Source organism: Flavobacterium artemisiae (genome assembly GCF_042678225.1).
Lineage (GTDB): Bacteria > Bacteroidota > Bacteroidia > Flavobacteriales > Flavobacteriaceae > Flavobacterium > Flavobacterium artemisiae.
Genome location: NZ_JBHUDZ010000002.1, coordinates 87,564 through 106,298, shown reverse-complemented (window position 1 = coordinate 106,298; position 18,735 = coordinate 87,564). Strand labels below are relative to the sequence as shown.

Here is an 18,735-nt window from a genome sequence, read left to right as displayed (position 1 = left end):
ATCTTAGATATTGTTGTAAAAATCAATTGTTTCTCCTTCTTGTACTTGAACAATTGCTTTTTTATAAGCATTTGTCTTTCCACTGATTAAACCACTTTTAGTGTATTTAGTAGATCTATCTGGTCTCACATTCATTGTGTTAACAGAAACAATAGTCACTCCATAAGCAGCCTCTACAGCTTTCTTAATTTCAACTTTGTTTGCTTTTTTATTAACAACGAATCCGAAGCGGTTTAGAACTTCACTTTCTTTGGTTACTTTTTCTGTTACTATAGGTCTAATAATGATACTCATAATCCTATTATTTGCTTAAATTTTCTTCAATTAACTCCAAAGAACCTTCTAAAAGCACTAAATTATTAGTGTTTAAAATAGCGTAAGTGCTTAATTCTGAGCTAGTTACGACATTTGAAGCCTTTAAATTGCGTGACGACAAATATACGTTTTTATTTGACTCTCCCAACACAAATAAAGATTTTTTACTTTCTAACCCTAAAGCTTTCAAAACGTTAACGAAATTTTTAGTGTTTGGTGTATCGAAATTAAAGTCTTCTAAAACGATAATATTTGATTCTTTTGCTTTGATAGAGAAAGCAGATTTTCTAGCCAATCTTTTCAAGTTTTTATTCAATTTAAATGAATAACTTCTTGGTCTTGGACCGAAAACTGTTCCACCACCCTTAAACAATGGGTTTTTAACACTTCCCGCACGAGCAGTACCTGTTCCCTTTTGTTTTTTAATCTTACGCGTACTACCAGTTACTTCAGCTCTTTCTTTAGCTTTGTGAGTACCTTGTCTTTGATTAGCAAGATATTGCTTAACATCAAGATATACTGCGTGATTGTTTGGTTCAATTGCGAATACTGAATCAGAAAGTTGAACTTTTCTCCCAGTATCTTTTCCGTTGAAATCTAATACTTTTACTTCCATTACTTCTGAATGATTACGTAAGAGTTTTTGTGTCCAGGAATACACCCTTTAACAACAAGTAGGTTCTTTTCAGCAACCACTTTTAAAACTCTAAGGTTTTGTACTTTTACATTATCTCCACCCATTCTTCCAGCCATACGCATTCCTTTGAATACTCTAGATGGATAAGAAGAAGCTCCTACAGAACCTGGCGCTCTTAAACGGTTGTGCTGACCATGAGTAGCTTGTCCAACACCACCAAAACCGTGACGTTTAACAACACCCTGAAAACCTTTACCTTTAGACACACCTTGTACGTCTACAAATTCTCCTTCTGCAAAAATAGAAACATCTATAAGATCCCCTAATTTTTGTTCAGCTGCAAAATCTTGGAATTCAACGACTTTTTTCTTAGCAACAGTTCCAGCTTTTTTAAAGTGCCCTAAAGCAGCTTTAGTAGAATGTTTCTCGTTTTTGTCATCGAAACCAAGTTGCAACGCTTCGTACCCGTCAACACCTTTGGTTCTGACTTGGGTAACAACACACGGCCCAGCCTCGATTACTGTACAAGGAATGTTTTTCCCGTTTTCGTCGAAAATACTAGTCATGCCGATTTTTTTACCAATTAACCCAGACATAAATATTAATTATTAATTACTAAAATTCCCTTCAATTTGAAAATAACAGAAATTTCCAAACAGGGAGTGCAAAAGTAGATATTAAAATTGAATATACCAAACAGTTACGAAAATTAAATCGCTCATAATCAAAATCCAAGCTCAAAACCAAGCTAAAAAACAACTTTACTCACTCTAAATCTTAAATCTTTTTCCTCGTAACACAAATCACTAACACACGACAATTAACTAACAAATTCACAACAAAAAACATCTGCACCACTTTAAAACAAAGGGTTTTAGAAAAATTTAAAAAAAAAGTTGATCTGAAAATCATTCAAAATTATTTTAAAAATCACAATTTCAAAAACAAAAAAAGCGAGACATTTCTGACTCGCTTTTTATATAAAAAAATATAAAAAAAATTATACTTTTATCTCTACTTCAACACCACTTGGCAATTCAAGCTTCATTAAAGCATCAATAGTTTTAGATGAAGATGAGTAAATATCAATCAATCTCTTGTATGACATTACCTCAAATTGCTCTCTCGCTTTTTTATTAACGTGCGGAGAACGTAACACAGTGAAAAGTTTTTTGTGAGTTGGCAACGGAATAGGACCTGTTACAACTGCTCCAGTAGTTTTTACTGTTTTCACGATCTTTTCAGCAGATTTATCTACCAACATGTGATCGTAAGATTTTAGTTTTATTCTGATTTTTTGACTCATTTTCTTAAGAATTAAGCGTTACCTTTTGCTTTTTTAATTACCGCTTCTGAAATATTAGAAGGCGTTTCTGCATAGTGAGAAAACTCCATTGTTGAAGTAGCTCTACCTGAAGACAATGTTCTTAATGTTGTAACATAACCAAACATTTCAGATAAAGGCACATCAGCTTTAATAGTTTTAGCTCCATTTCTATCACCCATGTCATTAACCTGACCTCTACGACGGTTCAAGTCACCAACGATATCACCCATATTCTCTTCTGGAGTAATAACTTCAATTTTCATGATTGGCTCAAGAATAACAGCTCCAGCAGCACGTCCAGATTCTTTATAACCCATTCTTGCAGCTAACTCAAAAGATAATGCATCAGAATCCACAGGGTGGAAAGATCCATCAGTTAAAGTAACTTTCAAACTATCTACAGCATATCCTGCTAATGGACCAGTTTTCATAGCTTCTCTAAATCCTTTTTCAACAGCAGGGATATATTCTTTAGGAACGTTACCACCTTTTACAGCATTGATAAACTGCAGTCCAACTGGAACTTTACCATCAACTTCATCAGCAGGCTCGATTGTAAATACGATATCACCGAATTTACCACGACCTCCAGATTGTTTCTTGTAAGTTTCTCTGTGCGTTGCAGATCTTGTAAACGCTTCTTTATATTCAACCTGAGGCTCACCTTGATTAACCTCTACTTTAAACTCACGTTTCATACGGTCAACTAAGATATCTAAGTGAAGCTCACCCATACCAGAAATAATAGTTTGACCAGAAGCCTCATCAGTTCTAACAGTAAATGTTGGATCCTCTTCAGCTAATTTAGCCAAAGCCATACCCATTTTATCAACGTCAGCTTTAGTTTTTGGCTCAATAGCAATACCAATTACTGGATCAGGGAATTTCATAGACTCCAAAATAATTGGATTCTTTTCATCACACAAAGTATCTCCAGTTTTGATATCTTTAAATCCTACAGCAGCTCCAATATCTCCAGCCTCAATAAATTCGATTGGATTTTGTTTGTTTGCGTGCATTTGGTAAATACGAGAAATTCTCTCTTTGTTACCAGAACGAGTATTTAAAACATAAGAACCAGCATCTAAACGTCCAGAGTAAGCACGGAAGAAAGCTAAACGACCTACGAATGGGTCAGTAGCAATTTTAAATGCTAAAGCAGCGAACGGCTCTTTTACATCTGGCTTACGCAAGATTTTAGTTTGATCTTCTTCCAACAAATCAGCATCATCAGGATGAATACCTTCGATACCTTCTTTATCTAAAGGAGATGGCAAATATTTACAAACTGCATCTAACATAAACTGAACTCCTTTGTTTTTGAAAGAAGAACCAGCAAGCATAGGAATGATTGCCATGTCGATTGTAGCAGCTCTTAATGCATTATTAATCTCTTCTTCAGTAATAGAGTTCTCATCCTCCATATACTTATCTAAAAGATTTTCATCGTAAGTAGCAATTTCTTCGATAAGGATAGAACGATATTGTCTAACCTCGTCTACCATATCAGCAGGAATATCAACGATATCAAAAGTTGCTCCTTGAGTTTCATCATGCCATACAATAGCTTGATTTTTTACCAAGTCAACAATACCTTTAAAATCAGCTTCATCACCAATAGGCAAAGTAATTGCAACCGCATTCGATTTCAACATATCTTTAACCTGTCCGCACACTCCTAAGAAGTTAGCACCTTGACGGTCCATTTTATTAACGAATCCCATACGAGGAACTCTATATTGATCTGCAAGTCTCCAGTTAGTTTCAGATTGAGGCTCAACACCATCAACAGCACTAAATAAGAAAACTAAACCATCAAGGACACGTAATGAACGGTTTACCTCTACAGTAAAGTCAACGTGACCAGGAGTATCAATAATATTAAAGTGGTATGGCAATGATTCTGGTAAAACTTTACCTTGCTCTGTTGGAAAGTTCCAAGTACAAGTTGTAGCAGCAGAAGTAATTGTAATACCTCTTTCTTGCTCTTGTGCCATCCAGTCCATTGTAGCAGCACCATCGTGCACCTCACCAATTTTGTGTGATTTTCCAGTATAAAAAAGAATACGCTCAGTTGTTGTTGTTTTACCAGCATCAATGTGAGCAGCGATTCCGATATTTCTTGTATATTTTAAATCTCTAGCCATTTCTTTACGAATTAAAATCTAAAGTGAGAGAATGCTTTATTAGCCTCTGCCATTTTGTGAGTATCCATTCTTTTCTTAACCGCAGCACCTTCTTCTTTAGCCGCAGCTAAACATTCTGACGCTAAACGCTGTGCCATAGATTTTTCATTTCTTCTTCTAGAATAAAGTATTAACCACTTCATTGCCATAGAAATTTTTCTGTCTGGACGAATCTGCATTGGAATTTGGAATGTAGCTCCACCAACTCTACGACTACGTACTTCTACGTGAGGCATAACGTTTGTTAAAGCATCTTTCCAGATTTCTAATGAAGTTTTCTCATCATTTTGTTTTTTAGTCTCGATGATATCAATAGCATCGTAAAAAACTTTAAAAGCTGTAGACTTCTTACCGTCCCACATTAAGTTGTTTACAAAACGTGTTACCAATTGATCATTAAACCTTGGATCTGGTAAAAGTGGTCTTTTCTTTGCCGCTCTTTTTCTCATGTCTTTTTCTTAAAAGTTTTTAGATTACTTTTTTGCTTCTTTTGGGCGTTTAGCACCGTACTTAGATCTTCTTTGCGTTCTTCCTGCAACACCTGACGTATCAAGCGCTCCACGAACGATGTGATATCTAACACCTGGTAAATCTTTTACCCTTCCACCTCGCACTAATACTATCGAGTGCTCTTGTAGATTATGTCCTTCTCCTGGGATGTAAGCATTCACCTCATTACCATTTGTCAAACGTACACGCGCAACTTTACGCATTGCAGAGTTTGGTTTTTTTGGTGTAGTAGTGTAAACACGCGTACAAACCCCTCTTCTTTGAGGACAAGAATCTAAAGCAACCGATTTACTCTTCTTAGTGATCTGAGTTCTTCCTGTTCTTACTAATTGTTGAATTGTTGGCATAATTAATACTAAAAATTATTATGTTTATTAAATTCCCGCTTTTTACGGGGTTGCAAATGTATAAAATATTTTTCAGTATACAAACGTTAAATCATTAATTTTCAATAACATTATTAAAGCTTATTATTTTCGAAACAAACATGGGATATTTGCCTTATTTTTAAAAAATGAAATCTTTACAATTAAAACCGCTTTTCATCATTATATTATTCTGGATCAGCCTTTCTAGTTCTGCTCAAAAAATACATTTAAAAATTTTGGGGAGCAGTGAAGCGGAAACTCAAATTATCGACTCTTTAAGTTATAATAATCAGCATGTAAATCTTAAAGCCTTATTTTTTGAAATTAGCACAACAAGCGAAAAACTTTCAAAAAAAGGATATATAGACAATCAAATATTAGAAACTGTCAAACAAAATGACAGTAGTTATCAGTGTAGAATTAATCTTAAAAAACAAATAAAAAACATCTACATATATATAGGTGGCCAAAATGCTTTTCTTTCGTCAAACAGAAAAACATCAGACACCATAATCATACCCTACTCCCAACTTGAAAATTATTTGAATCAAAAAATCACAGAAGCAGAAAAAGCAGGATATGCATTGAGCAAAATAAAACTTCAAAATATCAAAAAGATCGAAAATTCGATTTTTACAAATCTCAACTTCAGCTTAGAAGAAAAAAGGAACATTAATTCGATCGTAATCAACTACACCAATCCAAATTCAAAAAATTTCTTCCCGAAAGGACATTTAAAACAACTCAATAAAAAATACCTAAATAAGACTTTCAACCAAGAAGTCAGTAAAGAACTTTACAATGACATAAATAGCTTCGAATTTGTTTCTCAATCCAAATACCCTGAAATACTTTTCACTAAAGATTCTACTAAAATTTACACATATATAGAAAAAAGAAAAGCGAACAATTTTGATGGATATATCGGCTTTTCAAATGATGAAAACAAAAAATTAAACTTAAATGGATATATAGATATTTCTCTTTTAAACACTTTAAAAGCTGGAGAGCAATTCTCTCTTTACTGGAAAAGCGATGGGAACCAACAAAAGACATTCAACACTAAACTCGAAATCCCATATATCTTTCAGACAGCATTGGGAATAAAAGCTCAATTAAATATTTTCAAACAAGACAGTACTTTTCAAAACACCAAAACAGCTATTGATTTAGGCTACTATGTTAATTATAATTCAAAAATTTACCTAGGTTATCAATCTACAGAATCAAGCGACATACAAAATATCAATAGTTCAACAATCAGCGATTTTGACAATTCATATGTTACAAGTTCTTTTGAATATAAAAAGCGTGATTACTCTAACATTTTACTTCCTCAAAAGTCTTTTTTAAATATTTCAGCCGGATTTGGAAAAAGAAATTCATACACTGACTCTGGATCTACTGAAGCTGTAAAACAATTTTACAGCCAACTAACTGCTGGTTATAATTTTGAGCTAAACAGAAAAAACTACATTTATCTTGCTTCTCAAAACTACATTCTCTCAAGCAAAACCTATCTCGCTAATGAATTATTCCGTTTTGGCGGTATAAATTCAATTCGTGGTTTTTTAGAAAACAGTCTTCAAGCCAATTTCACATCATTAATTCTTACAGAATATCGATATCTTTTATCCAGTAACCTTTATATTAATTCTATTTTGGATTATGGTTTATATCAAGACGTTACTACTTCAACAAACCCTAAAAAAATCAAAAATTTAACAGGTCTTGGAATCGGCATAACGTTAAACACAATTAACGGAATTCTAAAGATCAATCTTACAAATGGCGCGGAAAGAACGAAAGATTTACAATTATATAACACTATTATAAACATATGTTACAATGTTAAATTTTAATGTTTAACGAAATTTTTGTTTTTTTCCTTTGGATAGTTAACAAATTATTAAGAGTTTTGCGATACTAATTCAAAATATTTAAAAATGAAACTAAAGTTCAATGGATTCTTAGTACTTTTACTAGTACTAGCTGCGCATTTATCATTTGCGCAAGAAAGAGCTGTTTCTGGAACAGTTTCTGACGATGCAGGAATGCCTTTACCAGGCGTAAGTGTATTAGTTAAGGGAACTAAATCAGGAACGCAAACAGATTTTGATGGTAAATACTCCATCAAAGCATCAGCAAGCCAAGTATTGGTTTTTAGCTACATCGGGATGAAAACCCAAGAAATCACTGCAAGTTCATCAGTTGTAAATGTAAAACTAGGTGGAGATGCACAAGAACTTGAAGGCGTAATTGTAACAACCGCTTTGGGTGTAAAAAGAGAAAAAAAATCTTTAGGTTACTCTTCTCAACTAGTATCTGCTGAACAAGTAAACAGCAGTCCAACAAATAACTTCTTAAACAATTTATCAGGAAAAGTTGCAGGTTTAGAGATTAAAGCAAACTCTAACTTTGGTGGTTCTACAAACATCGTTTTGAGAGGTATGAAAAGTATCACTGGAAATAACCAAGCATTAATTGTTATTGATGGTGTTGCTGTTAGTAATGCGAACTTAAATGATCAAGATTCACAAAACGGAAGACAAGGATTTGACTTTGGTAACGCCGCTTCTGATATTGACCCTAACAACATTGAGTCTATTAACGTTCTTAAAGGTGCAGCTGCAACGGCTCTTTATGGTAGCCAGGCATCAAACGGAGCTATTATGATTACAACTAAAAAAGGTAAAAAGAATTCTGCATTAGGTGTATCTATCAGCTCAACGGTTTCTATCGGTGCAATTGACAAAAAAACTATGCCAACTTACCAAAACAAATATGGTGAAGGATACGGTGGTGAAGACAGTAGCTACACAGCTGACGTTTTCGGAAATCCGAATGGTTTAGTAGCTTCTACTGGAGATGACGCTTCTTACGGTAACGCTTTTGATCCAAATATCATGGTTTACAACTGGAATGCATTCGTATTAGGAAATCCTAACTACGGAAAAGCTACTCCATGGGTTGCAGCAAAAAATACTCCAGTTGATTTCTTTCAAAAATCTACTACTTACACAAACAACATCAATTTAACGGGTGGTGACGAAAAAGGAGCTTACAACTTAGGCTTTACAAATAGTAACAATTCTGGTGTATTACCAAACAGTTTACTAAACAAAAACAGTTTAAACGGTAATTTCTCTAGAGATTTATCAGACAAATTAACTTCAACTGCTTTCTTTACTTTTACAAATCAAAACACTACAGGTAGAAATAACACTGGATATGGAGACAACTTCATCGGAGGTTTCAGACAATGGTGGGCTACTAACGTTGATATTAAAGAATTAGAAAGCGAGTACAACAGAACAAAGCAAAACATTACTTGGAACATGACGGATCCAACAAATGGTAATTTGGCTCCTGCATTCTGGAACAACCCTTATTTTGACAGATATCAAAATTTTGAGCAAGATGAAAGAACTAGATTTTTAGCAGGTACAAGCTTATCTTACGAAATCGTTAAAGGCCTAACAGCAATGGGGCGTGCAACAATTGATTACTCTAACGATCAGCAAGAATTAAGAAAAGCTGTAGGAAGCCACGCTGAAACTTTCGGTATTAGTGGAGCTAACGACGGATCAGGTTACTCTTTATACAAAAGAGATTTCATGCAGCAAACGTATGATTTCATCGTTACTTATGATTTCAACTTGTCAGAAAATATCGGAGCTAAAGCCTTAGCAGGTTACACTTTCTTAAGATCAGATGCTTATTCTATTCAAGCTTCAACTACTGGTGGATTAGCAAAAGCTGGTCTATACAGCTTAGACAACTCAAACGTATTCTTACCAGCAAAAGAATCTCAAATTACTTATGAGAAATCTGGTCTATACGGACAATTATCTTTAGATTACAAAAAATTACTTTTCCTTGAGGGATCTTACAGACTTGATAAAAGTACTGCTCTTCCACAAGAAAATAACAACTACAGCTACTACTCTATCGGAACAAGTTTAATCTTCTCTGAATTAGTAAAAGCTGACTGGTTATCTCTAGGAAAAGTTAGAGTTAACTATGCTCAAGTTGGTAACGACCCTGCTGCAGGAAGATTAGGTGCAAAAGTTAACAATTATGGTTTAGAAGGAAATCCATTATTTGGAAACAGTACTACTTACTTAGACTTTGCTAACTTAAAACCAGAAACTCAAAAAGCTTGGGAATTAGGTTTAGAGATGGCAATGTTTAAAAACAGATTAAACTTTGATGTGTCTTTATACAAAACAAATACAGAAGATCAAATTTTCAACGTTCCTCAGTCTACTTCAACTGGTGTAAACTATTCTACAGTTAATGCTGGAGAAATTGAAAATAAAGGTATAGAAATTGCATTATCTGGAAAACCAATCAAAACTGAAAACTTTACTTGGGATATTGGTGTAAACTGGTCAAAAAACCAAAATACAGTAGTTTCTCTTAACCAAGGAAGAGACAACTTATTACTTGCAACTTTCCAAGGAGGAGCTTCTTTAAATGCTACTGTTGGTCAGCCTTACGGAACTCTTAGAGGTAAAGACTACACTTATGACGCCAGCGGGAATAAAGTTGTTGACGAAGACGGATACTACATCTTAGCTGAAAACAAAGTTATCGGTAACACTCAAGCAAAATGGATTGGTGGTGTTTCTAACAGACTTACATACAAAAATATTTCTTTCAACTTCTTAATCGATGTTAAAAAAGGTGGTGACATCTTCTCATTAGATCAGGCATATGGAAGAGAAACAGGTATTTACGATCTAGGATTAAATGACTTAGGAAACTCTGTAAGAGATCCTTTAACATCAGGTCCTGACAGTGGAGGATATATATTGCCAGGTGTTCATGAAGATGGAACTCCAAACACAACAAGAATTGATGCGTCTACATCTGGAGGAACTGCTTTTAGTTCTGACACAAACCCAACGAAGGCTTATGTTTACGATGGTTCATTTGTAAAATTAAGAGAAGTAGGATTATCATATTCATTACCTTCAAAATTTTTAGACAAAATGTACATTAAAGGAATGACATTTAGCGTAATAGGAAACAACCTATGGATCATTGATAAAAACCTTCCTTTTTCTGATCCTGAGGCAGGTTCATCAGCAGGAAATATTCAAGGATACCAATCAGGAGTTATGCCAGCAACTAAAGTGTACTCATTTAATGTAAAACTTAACTTCTAATCAAAATGAAAAAAATATTTTTATCAATAGTAACACTAACCTTTTTATCTCTTTCGAGCTGTGTTAGTGATAATGAAGACTTTAATGACGACGGCAAGAAATCTTATGATGTTCCTGCTGAATCATTATTGTCAAATGCACAAAAAGAATTATCAGACCAATTAACAACTCCAAGTGTTAATAACAACCCATTACGTTACTACGTTCAATACTGGGCTGCAACATTATATCCTGCTGAATCAAGATATAACTTAACAACAAGATTAATTCCTGATACACACTGGACAAAATTATACCAAGACGTTTTAGGCAATTTAAAAACTTCTGAGGAAGTTTTAAAAGCTCAAACAAAACCAGACGCAACGTCTGCAAGTGACTGGCAAAAACAGCAGCAAAATAAAGTTGCTATTCTTGAAGTACTAAGAGTTTATACTTATCAAATTTTGGTGGATACTTTTGGAGACGTTCCTTATAGTGAGTCTTTACAAAACCCAACAATTGTCTTACCTAAATATGATAATGGTGAAGAGATCTATACTAAGCTAATTGCTCGTATTGATGCAGCAATTGCTCAATTAGATGCAACAGGTGCAAGTTTTGATACTGGTGATTTGATTTACAAAGGTGATGTTGCAAAATGGAAACTTTTTGCAAATACTGTAAAGCTTAAATTAGCCATTAACATTGCTGATTTAAATCCTGCTTTAGCAAAAACTACTGCAGAATCAGCTTATAACTCAGGTCTTTTATTAACAAATGCTAATAATGCATTATTAACTTATGCTTCTTTTGCTCCAAACTACAATCCAATTTTTGACAACCTAGTAGCGAGCCAAAGAAACGATAACGTTCCTGCAAACACATTGGTAAACAGAATGAATGCTATGTCTGATCCTAGAAGGCCAATATTCTTTACTCCAATGGAGGACGGAACTTATGTTGGTGGAATTCCTGGAGGTCGTAACTCACTTCCTTACGAAAGTACATATTCTCATGTTGGTGATGTAATCAAAAATCCATCAGCTCCTGGAGTTTTAATTGAGGCATTCGAAACTAATTTCTATTTAGCTGAAGCTGCTGCTAGAAATTTTGTAGTTGGAAATACTGTAGAACACTACTACACCCAAGCAATTACATTATCTTGTAACTATTGGGGAGTTTCTCCTGAAGAAACAGCTGCTTACTTAGCTAATCCACAAGTAGCTTATGCTACTGCTGCAACTACTCCTCTTACTGGTTTCCCAGGAACTGGAACTGGTACTTGGCAGGAAAAAATTGGATACCAAGAATGGATTGCTTTATACAACAGAAGCTTCCAAGCATGGACTGCCTATAGAAGATTAGATTTCCCAATCTTAATTTCTAATGCAAGTTCTGTTCCTGCATCAGACAAAAAAGTACCTGTTAGGTATACATATCCAACTGTTGAACAAACAGTAAATGGCGCAAACTGGAGCGCAGCTTCAGATGCTATTGGAGGAAATCTTCTAACAACAAAAATTTTCTGGGACGTAAAATAGTTTTATACCCCTTGATAATACCAAAACCGCTCTTTTCAGAGCGGTTTTTTTTTATAAACATTATAGCTATATTTGCTCCATGGAAAAAGAACACCAAATATTCGGTATTAGAGCCATTATAGAAGCGATTCAGGCTGGAAAAGAAGTTGATAAAGTATTCATCCAAAAAGAGATTTCTGGAGAATTAATGAAAGATTTAATGAAGGTCATGAAAAGAGCCAACACTAACTTTTCATATGTGCCGGTTGAGAAACTAAATCGTCTTACGCCAAACAACCATCAAGGTGCTGTTGCAACAATATCACCAATTGGTTTTATCGATTTAGAACATTTAGTTGAATCTACAATTGAATCTGGATTGAAACCTTTATTTTTAATATTAGACCAAATTTCGGATGCTCGAAATTTTGGTGCCATAATAAGAACTGCCGAATGCACTGGCGTTAACGGAATCATTGTTCAAAAAGCAGGATCTGCACCTGTTAACGGCGATACTGTAAAAACATCTGCTGGAGCCGTTTTTAATGTTCCGATCTGTAAGGTAGAACATATTAAAGACGCTATTTTTTACCTGCAGGGTTCTGGAATTAAAACTGTAGCGGCTACTGAAAAAACAGATCAAAATATATATGACGTATCTTTATCAGAACCTGTAGCTATTATAATGGGATCTGAAGATAGAGGGATTAATCCTTCTGTACTTAAAATTGTAGACGAAAAAGCAAAACTGCCAATGTTTGGCTCTATCGGATCATTAAATGTCTCTGTGGCCTGTGGTGCCTTTTTATACGAAACTGTCCGCCAAAGAAGTTAAAATTTGAACTGAATTGAAAGTGAAGATGAGAATGAATAATTAAAAACACTTAATTAATGCTTTCAAAATCTAATTCAATATCGCTGGTTAAATTATTATGTTGTTTGTCTGTTGCTTTTTGTAATTCGAAAAGCTACGGACAAAACACAACATATAATCAATTTTGGAATGAGTTTCAGTTCAATAGAACTATAAACGAAAAATGGTCGGCAGAATTTAATCTCGGCGCCGCATATAGTAGTACCGAATCTTCTTCAAATTTATTTGAAAACACCATCCAAAGATCTGTTCGTGGCTGGGGACATTATTATTTAAATCCACGATGGAAACTATCTGCTTTTCTAGCCTACTTTAGCAACAAAGATGTTCCAGAAATTGGACAATTTGAATCGCCCGAATGGCGCTTCGCACTACAAGGAATTTACTATTTTCATAAGACAGGCTATACTTTAAGCACCAGAATGAGAGCTGAGTTTCGGCACATGAGAAATCAAGATGACGATTATGAAAATGTTTTTCGGTATCGTCACCAGCTAAAATACCTTAAACCATTAAACAGTAAAATACTTCGTCGCGGCGTAGTATATGCCATTGCATCTGACGAAATCTATTTAAAATCGGGTGCCAAAGTAACAGGAGAAAGTTTTTTTGATAGAAATCGTTTAAACGTAGGTGCTGGTTATTTGTTTACAGACGATTTTCAGGTCGAACTTACCTATTGCAACGAATATCTCCCAAGAAGTAATGGCAATCAAATCACAAATGCTGCATCTCTTAGTGTTACTTTTAACAATCTTCTAAAAAACATTAAGAAGAAAAGAAACGAACAAGAACATTCTACCGCAACTGATACAGAATAAACTTAATCTTCTTTCTTAAGAAAACATTGCAACTGTTTCATAATTGCCCCTTTATGCAGTTTGAAATTATAATCTCGTATAAATTCAGTTCCCTGCATATTAATTTCGGCAGTTACAGCTTCATAAGTAGAAAAATCAATGATATCTTTATCTTCCATTAAATACAAAACCTGCATTACAGAATCATTTTGCCTGTATTGCGTATCATAATGCGTTAACTTATAGGTTTTATTATTCGCCAGATGCATAATCAAATCATCTTTTATTTTCTTCCCTTCTTTTTTATCAGGAAACGGAGTTGGCTGGAGCGCAATAAAATAATGTTCTTTATCTGTAACAATATTAATTTTTAAAGATTTCGACTGCGTAGTATAAAAAGCTTTTGGTTCAAAAAAATAAACCATACTTCCGTCGGCTTGAACTTTATTTTTAATTTCACATTGTGCCGTTAAATCAAAACTCAAAAAAACAAAACCAAATAAAACTAAAAAGCTGATTTTCTTCATTGTAAGTAATTTAAAAATGGTTCTTAACAAAATTACTTAATTTACATTAAAAAACCTTTCGCTAATTTTCTTCTTCTTTATCTGTTCTATTAATGATATAATTTACTGGAAAATTTGATGTGAAATAATTTTGTTCTATTCCAAATTCATCTTCGGGATCGGGTTTTGGTTTTGGAGCAAAGTTTCCTTTCTCATCAAAATGTTTCATGAAAGGATCATTTTCTGGATCAAAATCAGGTTGCTGCCAATCGTAAACTAACGGTTTAGTATATTCTGGTGTTTTATAAAATAGGGTTAATACAAAACCCGTAATGAAACCAGATAAATGTCCTTCCCAAGAAATAGATTGATCAACATCTGGAAAAACATACCAGATCATTCCTCCGTACAAAAGAATGACAGAAAGAGATAAAGCAACTAAGCGATAATATTTGGTCTGAAGTCCTTTAAAGAAAATAAAACTGACTAGAACGTATATTAATCCGCTGGCGCCAATATGAAAATTTTCTCGGCCGATAATCCACGTAATTAAGCCCGAAAATAGTATACCATAAATTACCACACCTAAAGTTTGTTTAGGATAAAAATATTGAAGTGCCGCAAGTAGAATTAAAAGCGGAATTGAATTATTATAAAGATGATCTAAGTTTTGGTGAATAAAAGGACTGAATAAAACACCTTGTAAACCTTCTAGATTTCTAGGGTAGATTCCGTGTTGATAAAAATCGAAGTCAAATCGAATTTGAAGCCAATAAATAACCCATAGAAATAAAACAAAAAGACCTGGAAGTCCAATAACGGCATTTGAAAACTTAAACTGGCTGTCATTCATGATACATATTCATTTAAAGAGATTAAATCAAAAAACTATCCAAAAATATTTTACTGATAATTTGTCATAGCAAAAGAAAAATGTCTCAGATTGGAACAATCCTTCTTGATAGCAGTTGTTTTAACTTTTTTATGAATGAAATTTAAATCTTAAAACAGTAATTTTACAAAATGGAAGCACCTTTAGCAGAGCGAATTCGCCCACAAAAACTAGAAGATTATGTCAGCCAGCATCATTTGGTCGGACCAAATGGCTCTTTAACACAACAAATTTCAAAAGGAATTATTCCTTCGTTAATATTCTGGGGACCTCCCGGTACCGGAAAAACAACCTTGGCGCAGATTATTGCACAAGAATCCAAACGTCCATTTTATGTTTTAAGCGCCATAAATTCTGGGGTTAAAGACATACGCGAAGTAATTGATAAAGCAAAACAAAGTGGCGGTTTATTTACAGCAAAAAATCCGATTTTATTTATTGATGAGATACACCGATTTAGCAAATCACAGCAGGATTCACTTTTGGCTGCGGTAGAAAAAGGATGGATTACTTTGGTTGGAGCTACTACAGAAAATCCAAGTTTTGAAGTTATTCCCGCGCTTTTATCACGCTGTCAGGTTTATGTTTTAAATGCTTTTACAAAAGCCGATTTAGAATCTCTCCTGCATCGTGCGATGAAAGTAGATACTTATCTTGCTTCTAAAAACATTGTTTTAAAAGAAACCGAAGCGCTCTTAAGACTTTCTGGCGGTGACGGACGAAAACTGCTTAATATATTTGAACTTGTCGTAAATGCTTCGGCAGGAGACGAAATCATCATTACCAATAATAGAGTTCTTGAACTTGTACAACAGAATACGGTTTTGTATGACAAAACTGGAGAGCAGCATTATGACATTATTTCTGCCTTTATAAAATCTATTCGAGGAAGCGATCCTAATGGCGCTGTTTATTGGCTTGCCAGAATGATTGAAGGCGGCGAAGATGTAAAGTTCATTGCCCGAAGAATGTTGATTCTTGCCAGCGAAGATATTGGCAACGCAAACCCAACAGCATTAATCATGGCCAATAATACATTTCAGGCTGTAACGACAATTGGTTATCCCGAAAGCCGTATTATATTAAGCCAATGTGCTATTTATTTGGCAACATCACCAAAAAGCAACGCTTCTTATCTTGCTATTGGAAACGCACAGCAGTTGGTAAAACAAACAGGGGATCTTCCTGTTCCGATTCATTTAAGAAATGCTCCTACCAAACTAATGAAAGAACTGGGTTACGGAGAAGAATATAAATATTCTCACGACTACGCCAATAATTTTGCAGATCAGGAATTTCTTCCTGATGCTGTAAAAGAAACGGTTCTTTACAATCCGGGGAACAATTCTAGAGAGAACAGCACCCGCGAATTTTTAAAGAACCGCTGGAAAGATAAATACGGATATTAATCTTATATGTTTATTGTTTTTGCTCTCTTGATAGAGGTTTAAACATCTTAATCTAAAACTTAACAGAAACTTTTTCTGAAACTAATTTATCATTTTGGTAATATTCAAAATACCATTGATTGTCTTTTGCGTTTAAAGTACCTTGAATTCCCTCTTTAATTGCGATAAAAGAATCTGGTCGTGATGTTTTTAACAACTTCATAACCACTCTTGGCGTTTTATCAATTAATTGATACCCGTTTTCTGTTGGCTGCGCATAAAGCAGATTTGGATCTGACATATTTGCTACAGGAGTTGTAACAGAAGCTGTTTGAGTATTTGCTGCCACAACTGGAAGTGTCGTTGCAGTTACCACTTGCGTAGGCGTTACAGGCGCATTACCGCTGTATTTATATTTTAAAGCAATAACAGATGTAAAAGCATTTTCTAACGCTTCTCTGTAAGCAACTTCATAATCTTTTTCACGGCTTTTACCAACTTCTGAAGTATAAACCACTTTTCCGAAACAATCTTTAAGCTGAACAAATAGTTTTGTTACTAAGAAAGCATTATCTTTTTTAACGTCGATATATAAAAGACCGCATCTGTCATTGTAACCTGCAGGAAGCTCTTCTGTTGTATAAAAAGCCGTAAAACCTGCTTTTGTTAAATTTGATTTAGTAAGCGTTGCAAGACGATATTCGTTTTCTTTTTTAATAAAATCGTATTTTAATGGAATAATAACCGCTTTGTAGTCATTAACAGATTGTGCAAATCCGATAACTGAGCAAAGAAGTGCAGTCAGTAAAAATTTAATTTTCATAGTTATAAGTATTTTTTGAGTTCTAATAAATGGTTTATTTGTTTGAAATTTTCGGTTATTTCGATCTTTTTATCATTAAAAAAAATGGCGTCGAGACCTGCATTCAAAGCTCCATGAATATCCGCATCAAGATCGTCACCAATCATGATACTACTTTCTTTTGAAGTTTTGGCCAAATTAACAGCATAATCAAAGATAATACTATTTGGCTTTTTGACACCAGCCAATTCAGAATTTGTAATAGTAGTAAAATAACCTCCCAGCGCCGCATTTGCAATTTTCTTATCCTGAACAGTTGCAAAGCCGTTGGTTATAATATGAAGATTGTACTTTGGCTTTAAATATTCCAATACTTCAATCGCTCCATCAAAAAGGAAGTTATTATCGGTCAGAAACTCGATGTAATCATTTGCAATTGCAAGAATATTTTCATCTGACATTGCATAATTCAATGCATCAAAAGAAAACTTTAAACGGTTGTAACGCAATTCTTGGTGTGTTATTTTATCGTTTTGATACAATCTCCAGCATTCCTGATTTATCGGAATGTAGTGCTTAATAAAATCCTGAGTGCAGATTTCTGTACATTTATTTTTAAAAATTCGGTCAAAAGCCATTTCTGAGTTTTTGTCAAAATCCCAAAGCGTGTGATCAAGATCAAAAAAAATGTCTGTTATTTTGGTATTCATACATTAAAATATTCCTTCATCTACAAAACTATAATATTTTGATTCAGTTATAATCAAATGGTCCAAAACTTTAACATCTAATATTTCTCCTGCAGTTTTAATTTTCTTTGTGATCTGTTTGTCTGCATTACTTGGATTTAGCTCACCTGAGGGGTGATTATGACACAAAATCAAACCAGTAGCACCATTTTCTAAAGCCAATTTAAAAACCAATCGCAGATCTACAACTGTTCCTGCAATACCTCCTTTACTTAATTGTGACTTAGAGATAACCTTGTTTGAATTATTAAGAAAAAGCACCCAAAATTCTTCATGAGGAAGTTCGCCGATAATTGGCTGCATTATTTCAAAAACAGCTTTACTCGAAGTTATTTTTTTGAATTGTAATGCATCTTCACTTCTTTGCCTTCTGCCCAATTCTAGTGCAGCAACAATAGAAATGGCTTTCGCTTCGCCCACTCCCTTAAATTGCATTAAATTAGTAATAGACATTTTTCCTAACGTATTTAGATTTCCTGCACTGGCTAAAATTCGTTTGCTTAAAGAAACAGCAGACTCATCACGACTTCCCGATCCGATCAGAATTGCAATTAATTCTGCATCACTTAATGCCTCTCTTCCTTTCAACATTAATTTCTCGCGAGGCTTGTCATCTTCAGACCAATCTGTTATTGGAAAATTAGATTTTTCCATAAGTACTATAAATTTAAAAAAGAGGCGAAGATATTAAAAATAAGAAAAAACTTT

18 protein-coding genes are annotated in these 18,735 nt (G+C 34.2%); 6 read left to right on the top strand and 12 right to left on the bottom strand.

The window, feature by feature from the left end:
* Window positions 1-3: 3 nt before the first annotated feature.
* The 7 genes from rplW to rpsL all read right to left on the bottom strand — a co-directional run bounded on the left by rplW (window position 4) and on the right by rpsL (window position 5,322).
* Entirely contained in the window at window positions 4-294 is a 291-nt protein-coding gene (gene rplW, locus ACFSC2_RS02280) for a 50S ribosomal protein L23 (protein ID WP_008464286.1), read from the bottom strand.
* 7 nt (window positions 295-301) lie between these two features.
* Window positions 302-931 carry a 50S ribosomal protein L4 gene (rplD, locus tag ACFSC2_RS02275; RefSeq protein WP_379816010.1) on the bottom strand — a complete coding sequence of 210 codons (630 nt, stop codon included), beginning with the start codon at window positions 929-931 and terminating at the stop codon, window positions 302-304.
* Window positions 931-1,548: a 50S ribosomal protein L3 gene (gene rplC, locus ACFSC2_RS02270; RefSeq protein ID WP_379816009.1), complete on the bottom strand. Its 618-nt coding sequence runs from the start codon at window positions 1,546-1,548 to the stop codon at window positions 931-933. The genes rplD and rplC overlap by 1 nt, the downstream gene beginning before the upstream one ends.
* 404 nt (window positions 1,549-1,952) lie before the next feature.
* Window positions 1,953-2,258, bottom strand: coding sequence for a 30S ribosomal protein S10 (gene rpsJ, locus ACFSC2_RS02265; protein WP_007803605.1), 306 nt, complete (start codon window positions 2,256-2,258; stop codon window positions 1,953-1,955).
* Between the two features lie 11 nt (window positions 2,259-2,269).
* Window positions 2,270-4,426, bottom strand: coding sequence for an elongation factor G (gene fusA / locus ACFSC2_RS02260; RefSeq protein ID WP_110305591.1), 2,157 nt, complete (start codon window positions 4,424-4,426; stop codon window positions 2,270-2,272).
* Between the two features lie 11 nt (window positions 4,427-4,437).
* On the bottom strand, window positions 4,438-4,914 hold the full coding sequence (gene rpsG / locus ACFSC2_RS02255) for a 30S ribosomal protein S7 (RefSeq protein ID WP_026727879.1): 477 nt from the start codon (window positions 4,912-4,914) through the stop codon (window positions 4,438-4,440).
* Between the two features lie 24 nt (window positions 4,915-4,938).
* Window positions 4,939-5,322 carry a 30S ribosomal protein S12 gene (gene rpsL, locus ACFSC2_RS02250; protein WP_007136570.1) on the bottom strand — a complete coding sequence of 128 codons (384 nt, stop codon included), beginning with the start codon at window positions 5,320-5,322 and terminating at the stop codon, window positions 4,939-4,941.
* Window positions 5,323-5,489: 167 nt separating this feature from the next.
* Between rpsL and ACFSC2_RS02245 the strand changes: the two genes are divergently transcribed.
* The 5 genes from ACFSC2_RS02245 to ACFSC2_RS02225 all read left to right on the top strand — a co-directional run bounded on the left by ACFSC2_RS02245 (window position 5,490) and on the right by ACFSC2_RS02225 (window position 13,711).
* Window positions 5,490-7,205 (top strand): BamA/TamA family outer membrane protein, encoded by a 1,716-nt coding sequence (locus tag ACFSC2_RS02245; protein ID WP_379816007.1) that lies wholly within the window; start codon window positions 5,490-5,492, stop codon window positions 7,203-7,205.
* Window positions 7,206-7,289: 84 nt separating this feature from the next.
* Window positions 7,290-10,517: a SusC/RagA family TonB-linked outer membrane protein gene (locus ACFSC2_RS02240; protein WP_379816006.1), complete on the top strand. Its 3,228-nt coding sequence runs from the start codon at window positions 7,290-7,292 to the stop codon at window positions 10,515-10,517.
* A gap of 5 nt (window positions 10,518-10,522) precedes the next feature.
* Window positions 10,523-12,037, top strand: a complete 1,515-nt coding sequence (locus ACFSC2_RS02235) for a SusD/RagB family nutrient-binding outer membrane lipoprotein (protein WP_379816005.1) — start codon at window positions 10,523-10,525, stop codon at window positions 12,035-12,037.
* Between the two features lie 79 nt (window positions 12,038-12,116).
* Complete coding sequence (gene rlmB / locus ACFSC2_RS02230; RefSeq protein WP_379816004.1) at window positions 12,117-12,851, top strand: 23S rRNA (guanosine(2251)-2'-O)-methyltransferase RlmB; 735 nt, start codon at window positions 12,117-12,119, stop codon at window positions 12,849-12,851.
* A 56-nt stretch (window positions 12,852-12,907) separates the two neighbouring features.
* Window positions 12,908-13,711, top strand: a complete 804-nt coding sequence (locus tag ACFSC2_RS02225) for a DUF2490 domain-containing protein (RefSeq protein WP_379816003.1) — start codon at window positions 12,908-12,910, stop codon at window positions 13,709-13,711.
* A 2-nt stretch (window positions 13,712-13,713) separates the two neighbouring features.
* On the opposite strand, the gene ACFSC2_RS02220 is transcribed toward ACFSC2_RS02225, so the two are convergent.
* Window positions 13,714-14,217 carry a hypothetical protein gene (locus tag ACFSC2_RS02220; RefSeq protein ID WP_379816002.1) on the bottom strand — a complete coding sequence of 168 codons (504 nt, stop codon included), beginning with the start codon at window positions 14,215-14,217 and terminating at the stop codon, window positions 13,714-13,716.
* Between the two features lie 61 nt (window positions 14,218-14,278).
* Entirely contained in the window at window positions 14,279-15,049 is a 771-nt protein-coding gene (locus ACFSC2_RS02215; RefSeq protein ID WP_379816001.1) for a rhomboid family intramembrane serine protease, read from the bottom strand.
* Window positions 15,050-15,219: 170 nt separating this feature from the next.
* On the opposite strand from ACFSC2_RS02215, the gene ACFSC2_RS02210 reads away from it, so the two are divergent.
* Window positions 15,220-16,497, top strand: coding sequence for a replication-associated recombination protein A (locus ACFSC2_RS02210; protein WP_379816000.1), 1,278 nt, complete (start codon window positions 15,220-15,222; stop codon window positions 16,495-16,497).
* A gap of 52 nt (window positions 16,498-16,549) precedes the next feature.
* Here the strand turns inward: ACFSC2_RS02210 and ACFSC2_RS02205 are convergent, their stop codons facing one another.
* The 3 genes from ACFSC2_RS02205 to radC are packed head-to-tail and all read right to left on the bottom strand — an operon-like array spanning window position 16,550 to window position 18,681.
* Complete coding sequence (locus tag ACFSC2_RS02205) at window positions 16,550-17,299, bottom strand: hypothetical protein (protein WP_379815998.1); 750 nt, start codon at window positions 17,297-17,299, stop codon at window positions 16,550-16,552.
* 2 nt (window positions 17,300-17,301) lie between these two features.
* Window positions 17,302-17,988: a YjjG family noncanonical pyrimidine nucleotidase gene (locus tag ACFSC2_RS02200; RefSeq protein ID WP_379815997.1), complete on the bottom strand. Its 687-nt coding sequence runs from the start codon at window positions 17,986-17,988 to the stop codon at window positions 17,302-17,304.
* A 3-nt stretch (window positions 17,989-17,991) separates the two neighbouring features.
* Complete coding sequence (gene radC, locus ACFSC2_RS02195) at window positions 17,992-18,681, bottom strand: RadC family protein (RefSeq protein ID WP_379815996.1); 690 nt, start codon at window positions 18,679-18,681, stop codon at window positions 17,992-17,994.
* Between the last annotated feature and the right edge of the window lie 54 nt (window positions 18,682-18,735).

What these genes read in the sequence shown, in the direction of transcription:
- ACFSC2_RS02215 (WP_379816001.1), bottom strand. Translation starts at nt 15,049, where the DNA reads ATGAATGACAGCCAGTTTAAGTTTTCAAATGCCGTTATTGGACTTCCA.
- ACFSC2_RS02210 (WP_379816000.1), top strand. Translation starts at nt 15,220, where the DNA reads ATGGAAGCACCTTTAGCAGAGCGAATTCGCCCACAAAAACTAGAAGAT.
- ACFSC2_RS02220 (WP_379816002.1), bottom strand. Translation starts at nt 14,217, where the DNA reads ATGAAGAAAATCAGCTTTTTAGTTTTATTTGGTTTTGTTTTTTTGAGT.
- rpsJ (WP_007803605.1), bottom strand. Translation starts at nt 2,258, where the DNA reads ATGAGTCAAAAAATCAGAATAAAACTAAAATCTTACGATCACATGTTG.
- ACFSC2_RS02205 (WP_379815998.1), bottom strand. Translation starts at nt 17,299, where the DNA reads ATGAAAATTAAATTTTTACTGACTGCACTTCTTTGCTCAGTTATCGGA.
- radC (WP_379815996.1), bottom strand. Translation starts at nt 18,681, where the DNA reads ATGGAAAAATCTAATTTTCCAATAACAGATTGGTCTGAAGATGACAAG.
- ACFSC2_RS02240 (WP_379816006.1), top strand. Translation starts at nt 7,290, where the DNA reads ATGAAACTAAAGTTCAATGGATTCTTAGTACTTTTACTAGTACTAGCT.
- ACFSC2_RS02200 (WP_379815997.1), bottom strand. Translation starts at nt 17,988, where the DNA reads ATGAATACCAAAATAACAGACATTTTTTTTGATCTTGATCACACGCTT.
- ACFSC2_RS02225 (WP_379816003.1), top strand. Translation starts at nt 12,908, where the DNA reads ATGCTTTCAAAATCTAATTCAATATCGCTGGTTAAATTATTATGTTGT.
- rpsG (WP_026727879.1), bottom strand. Translation starts at nt 4,914, where the DNA reads ATGAGAAAAAGAGCGGCAAAGAAAAGACCACTTTTACCAGATCCAAGG.
- rpsL (WP_007136570.1), bottom strand. Translation starts at nt 5,322, where the DNA reads ATGCCAACAATTCAACAATTAGTAAGAACAGGAAGAACTCAGATCACT.
- rplC (WP_379816009.1), bottom strand. Translation starts at nt 1,548, where the DNA reads ATGTCTGGGTTAATTGGTAAAAAAATCGGCATGACTAGTATTTTCGAC.
- rplD (WP_379816010.1), bottom strand. Translation starts at nt 931, where the DNA reads ATGGAAGTAAAAGTATTAGATTTCAACGGAAAAGATACTGGGAGAAAA.
- fusA (WP_110305591.1), bottom strand. Translation starts at nt 4,426, where the DNA reads ATGGCTAGAGATTTAAAATATACAAGAAATATCGGAATCGCTGCTCAC.
- rlmB (WP_379816004.1), top strand. Translation starts at nt 12,117, where the DNA reads ATGGAAAAAGAACACCAAATATTCGGTATTAGAGCCATTATAGAAGCG.
- ACFSC2_RS02235 (WP_379816005.1), top strand. Translation starts at nt 10,523, where the DNA reads ATGAAAAAAATATTTTTATCAATAGTAACACTAACCTTTTTATCTCTT.
- rplW (WP_008464286.1), bottom strand. Translation starts at nt 294, where the DNA reads ATGAGTATCATTATTAGACCTATAGTAACAGAAAAAGTAACCAAAGAA.
- ACFSC2_RS02245 (WP_379816007.1), top strand. Translation starts at nt 5,490, where the DNA reads ATGAAATCTTTACAATTAAAACCGCTTTTCATCATTATATTATTCTGG.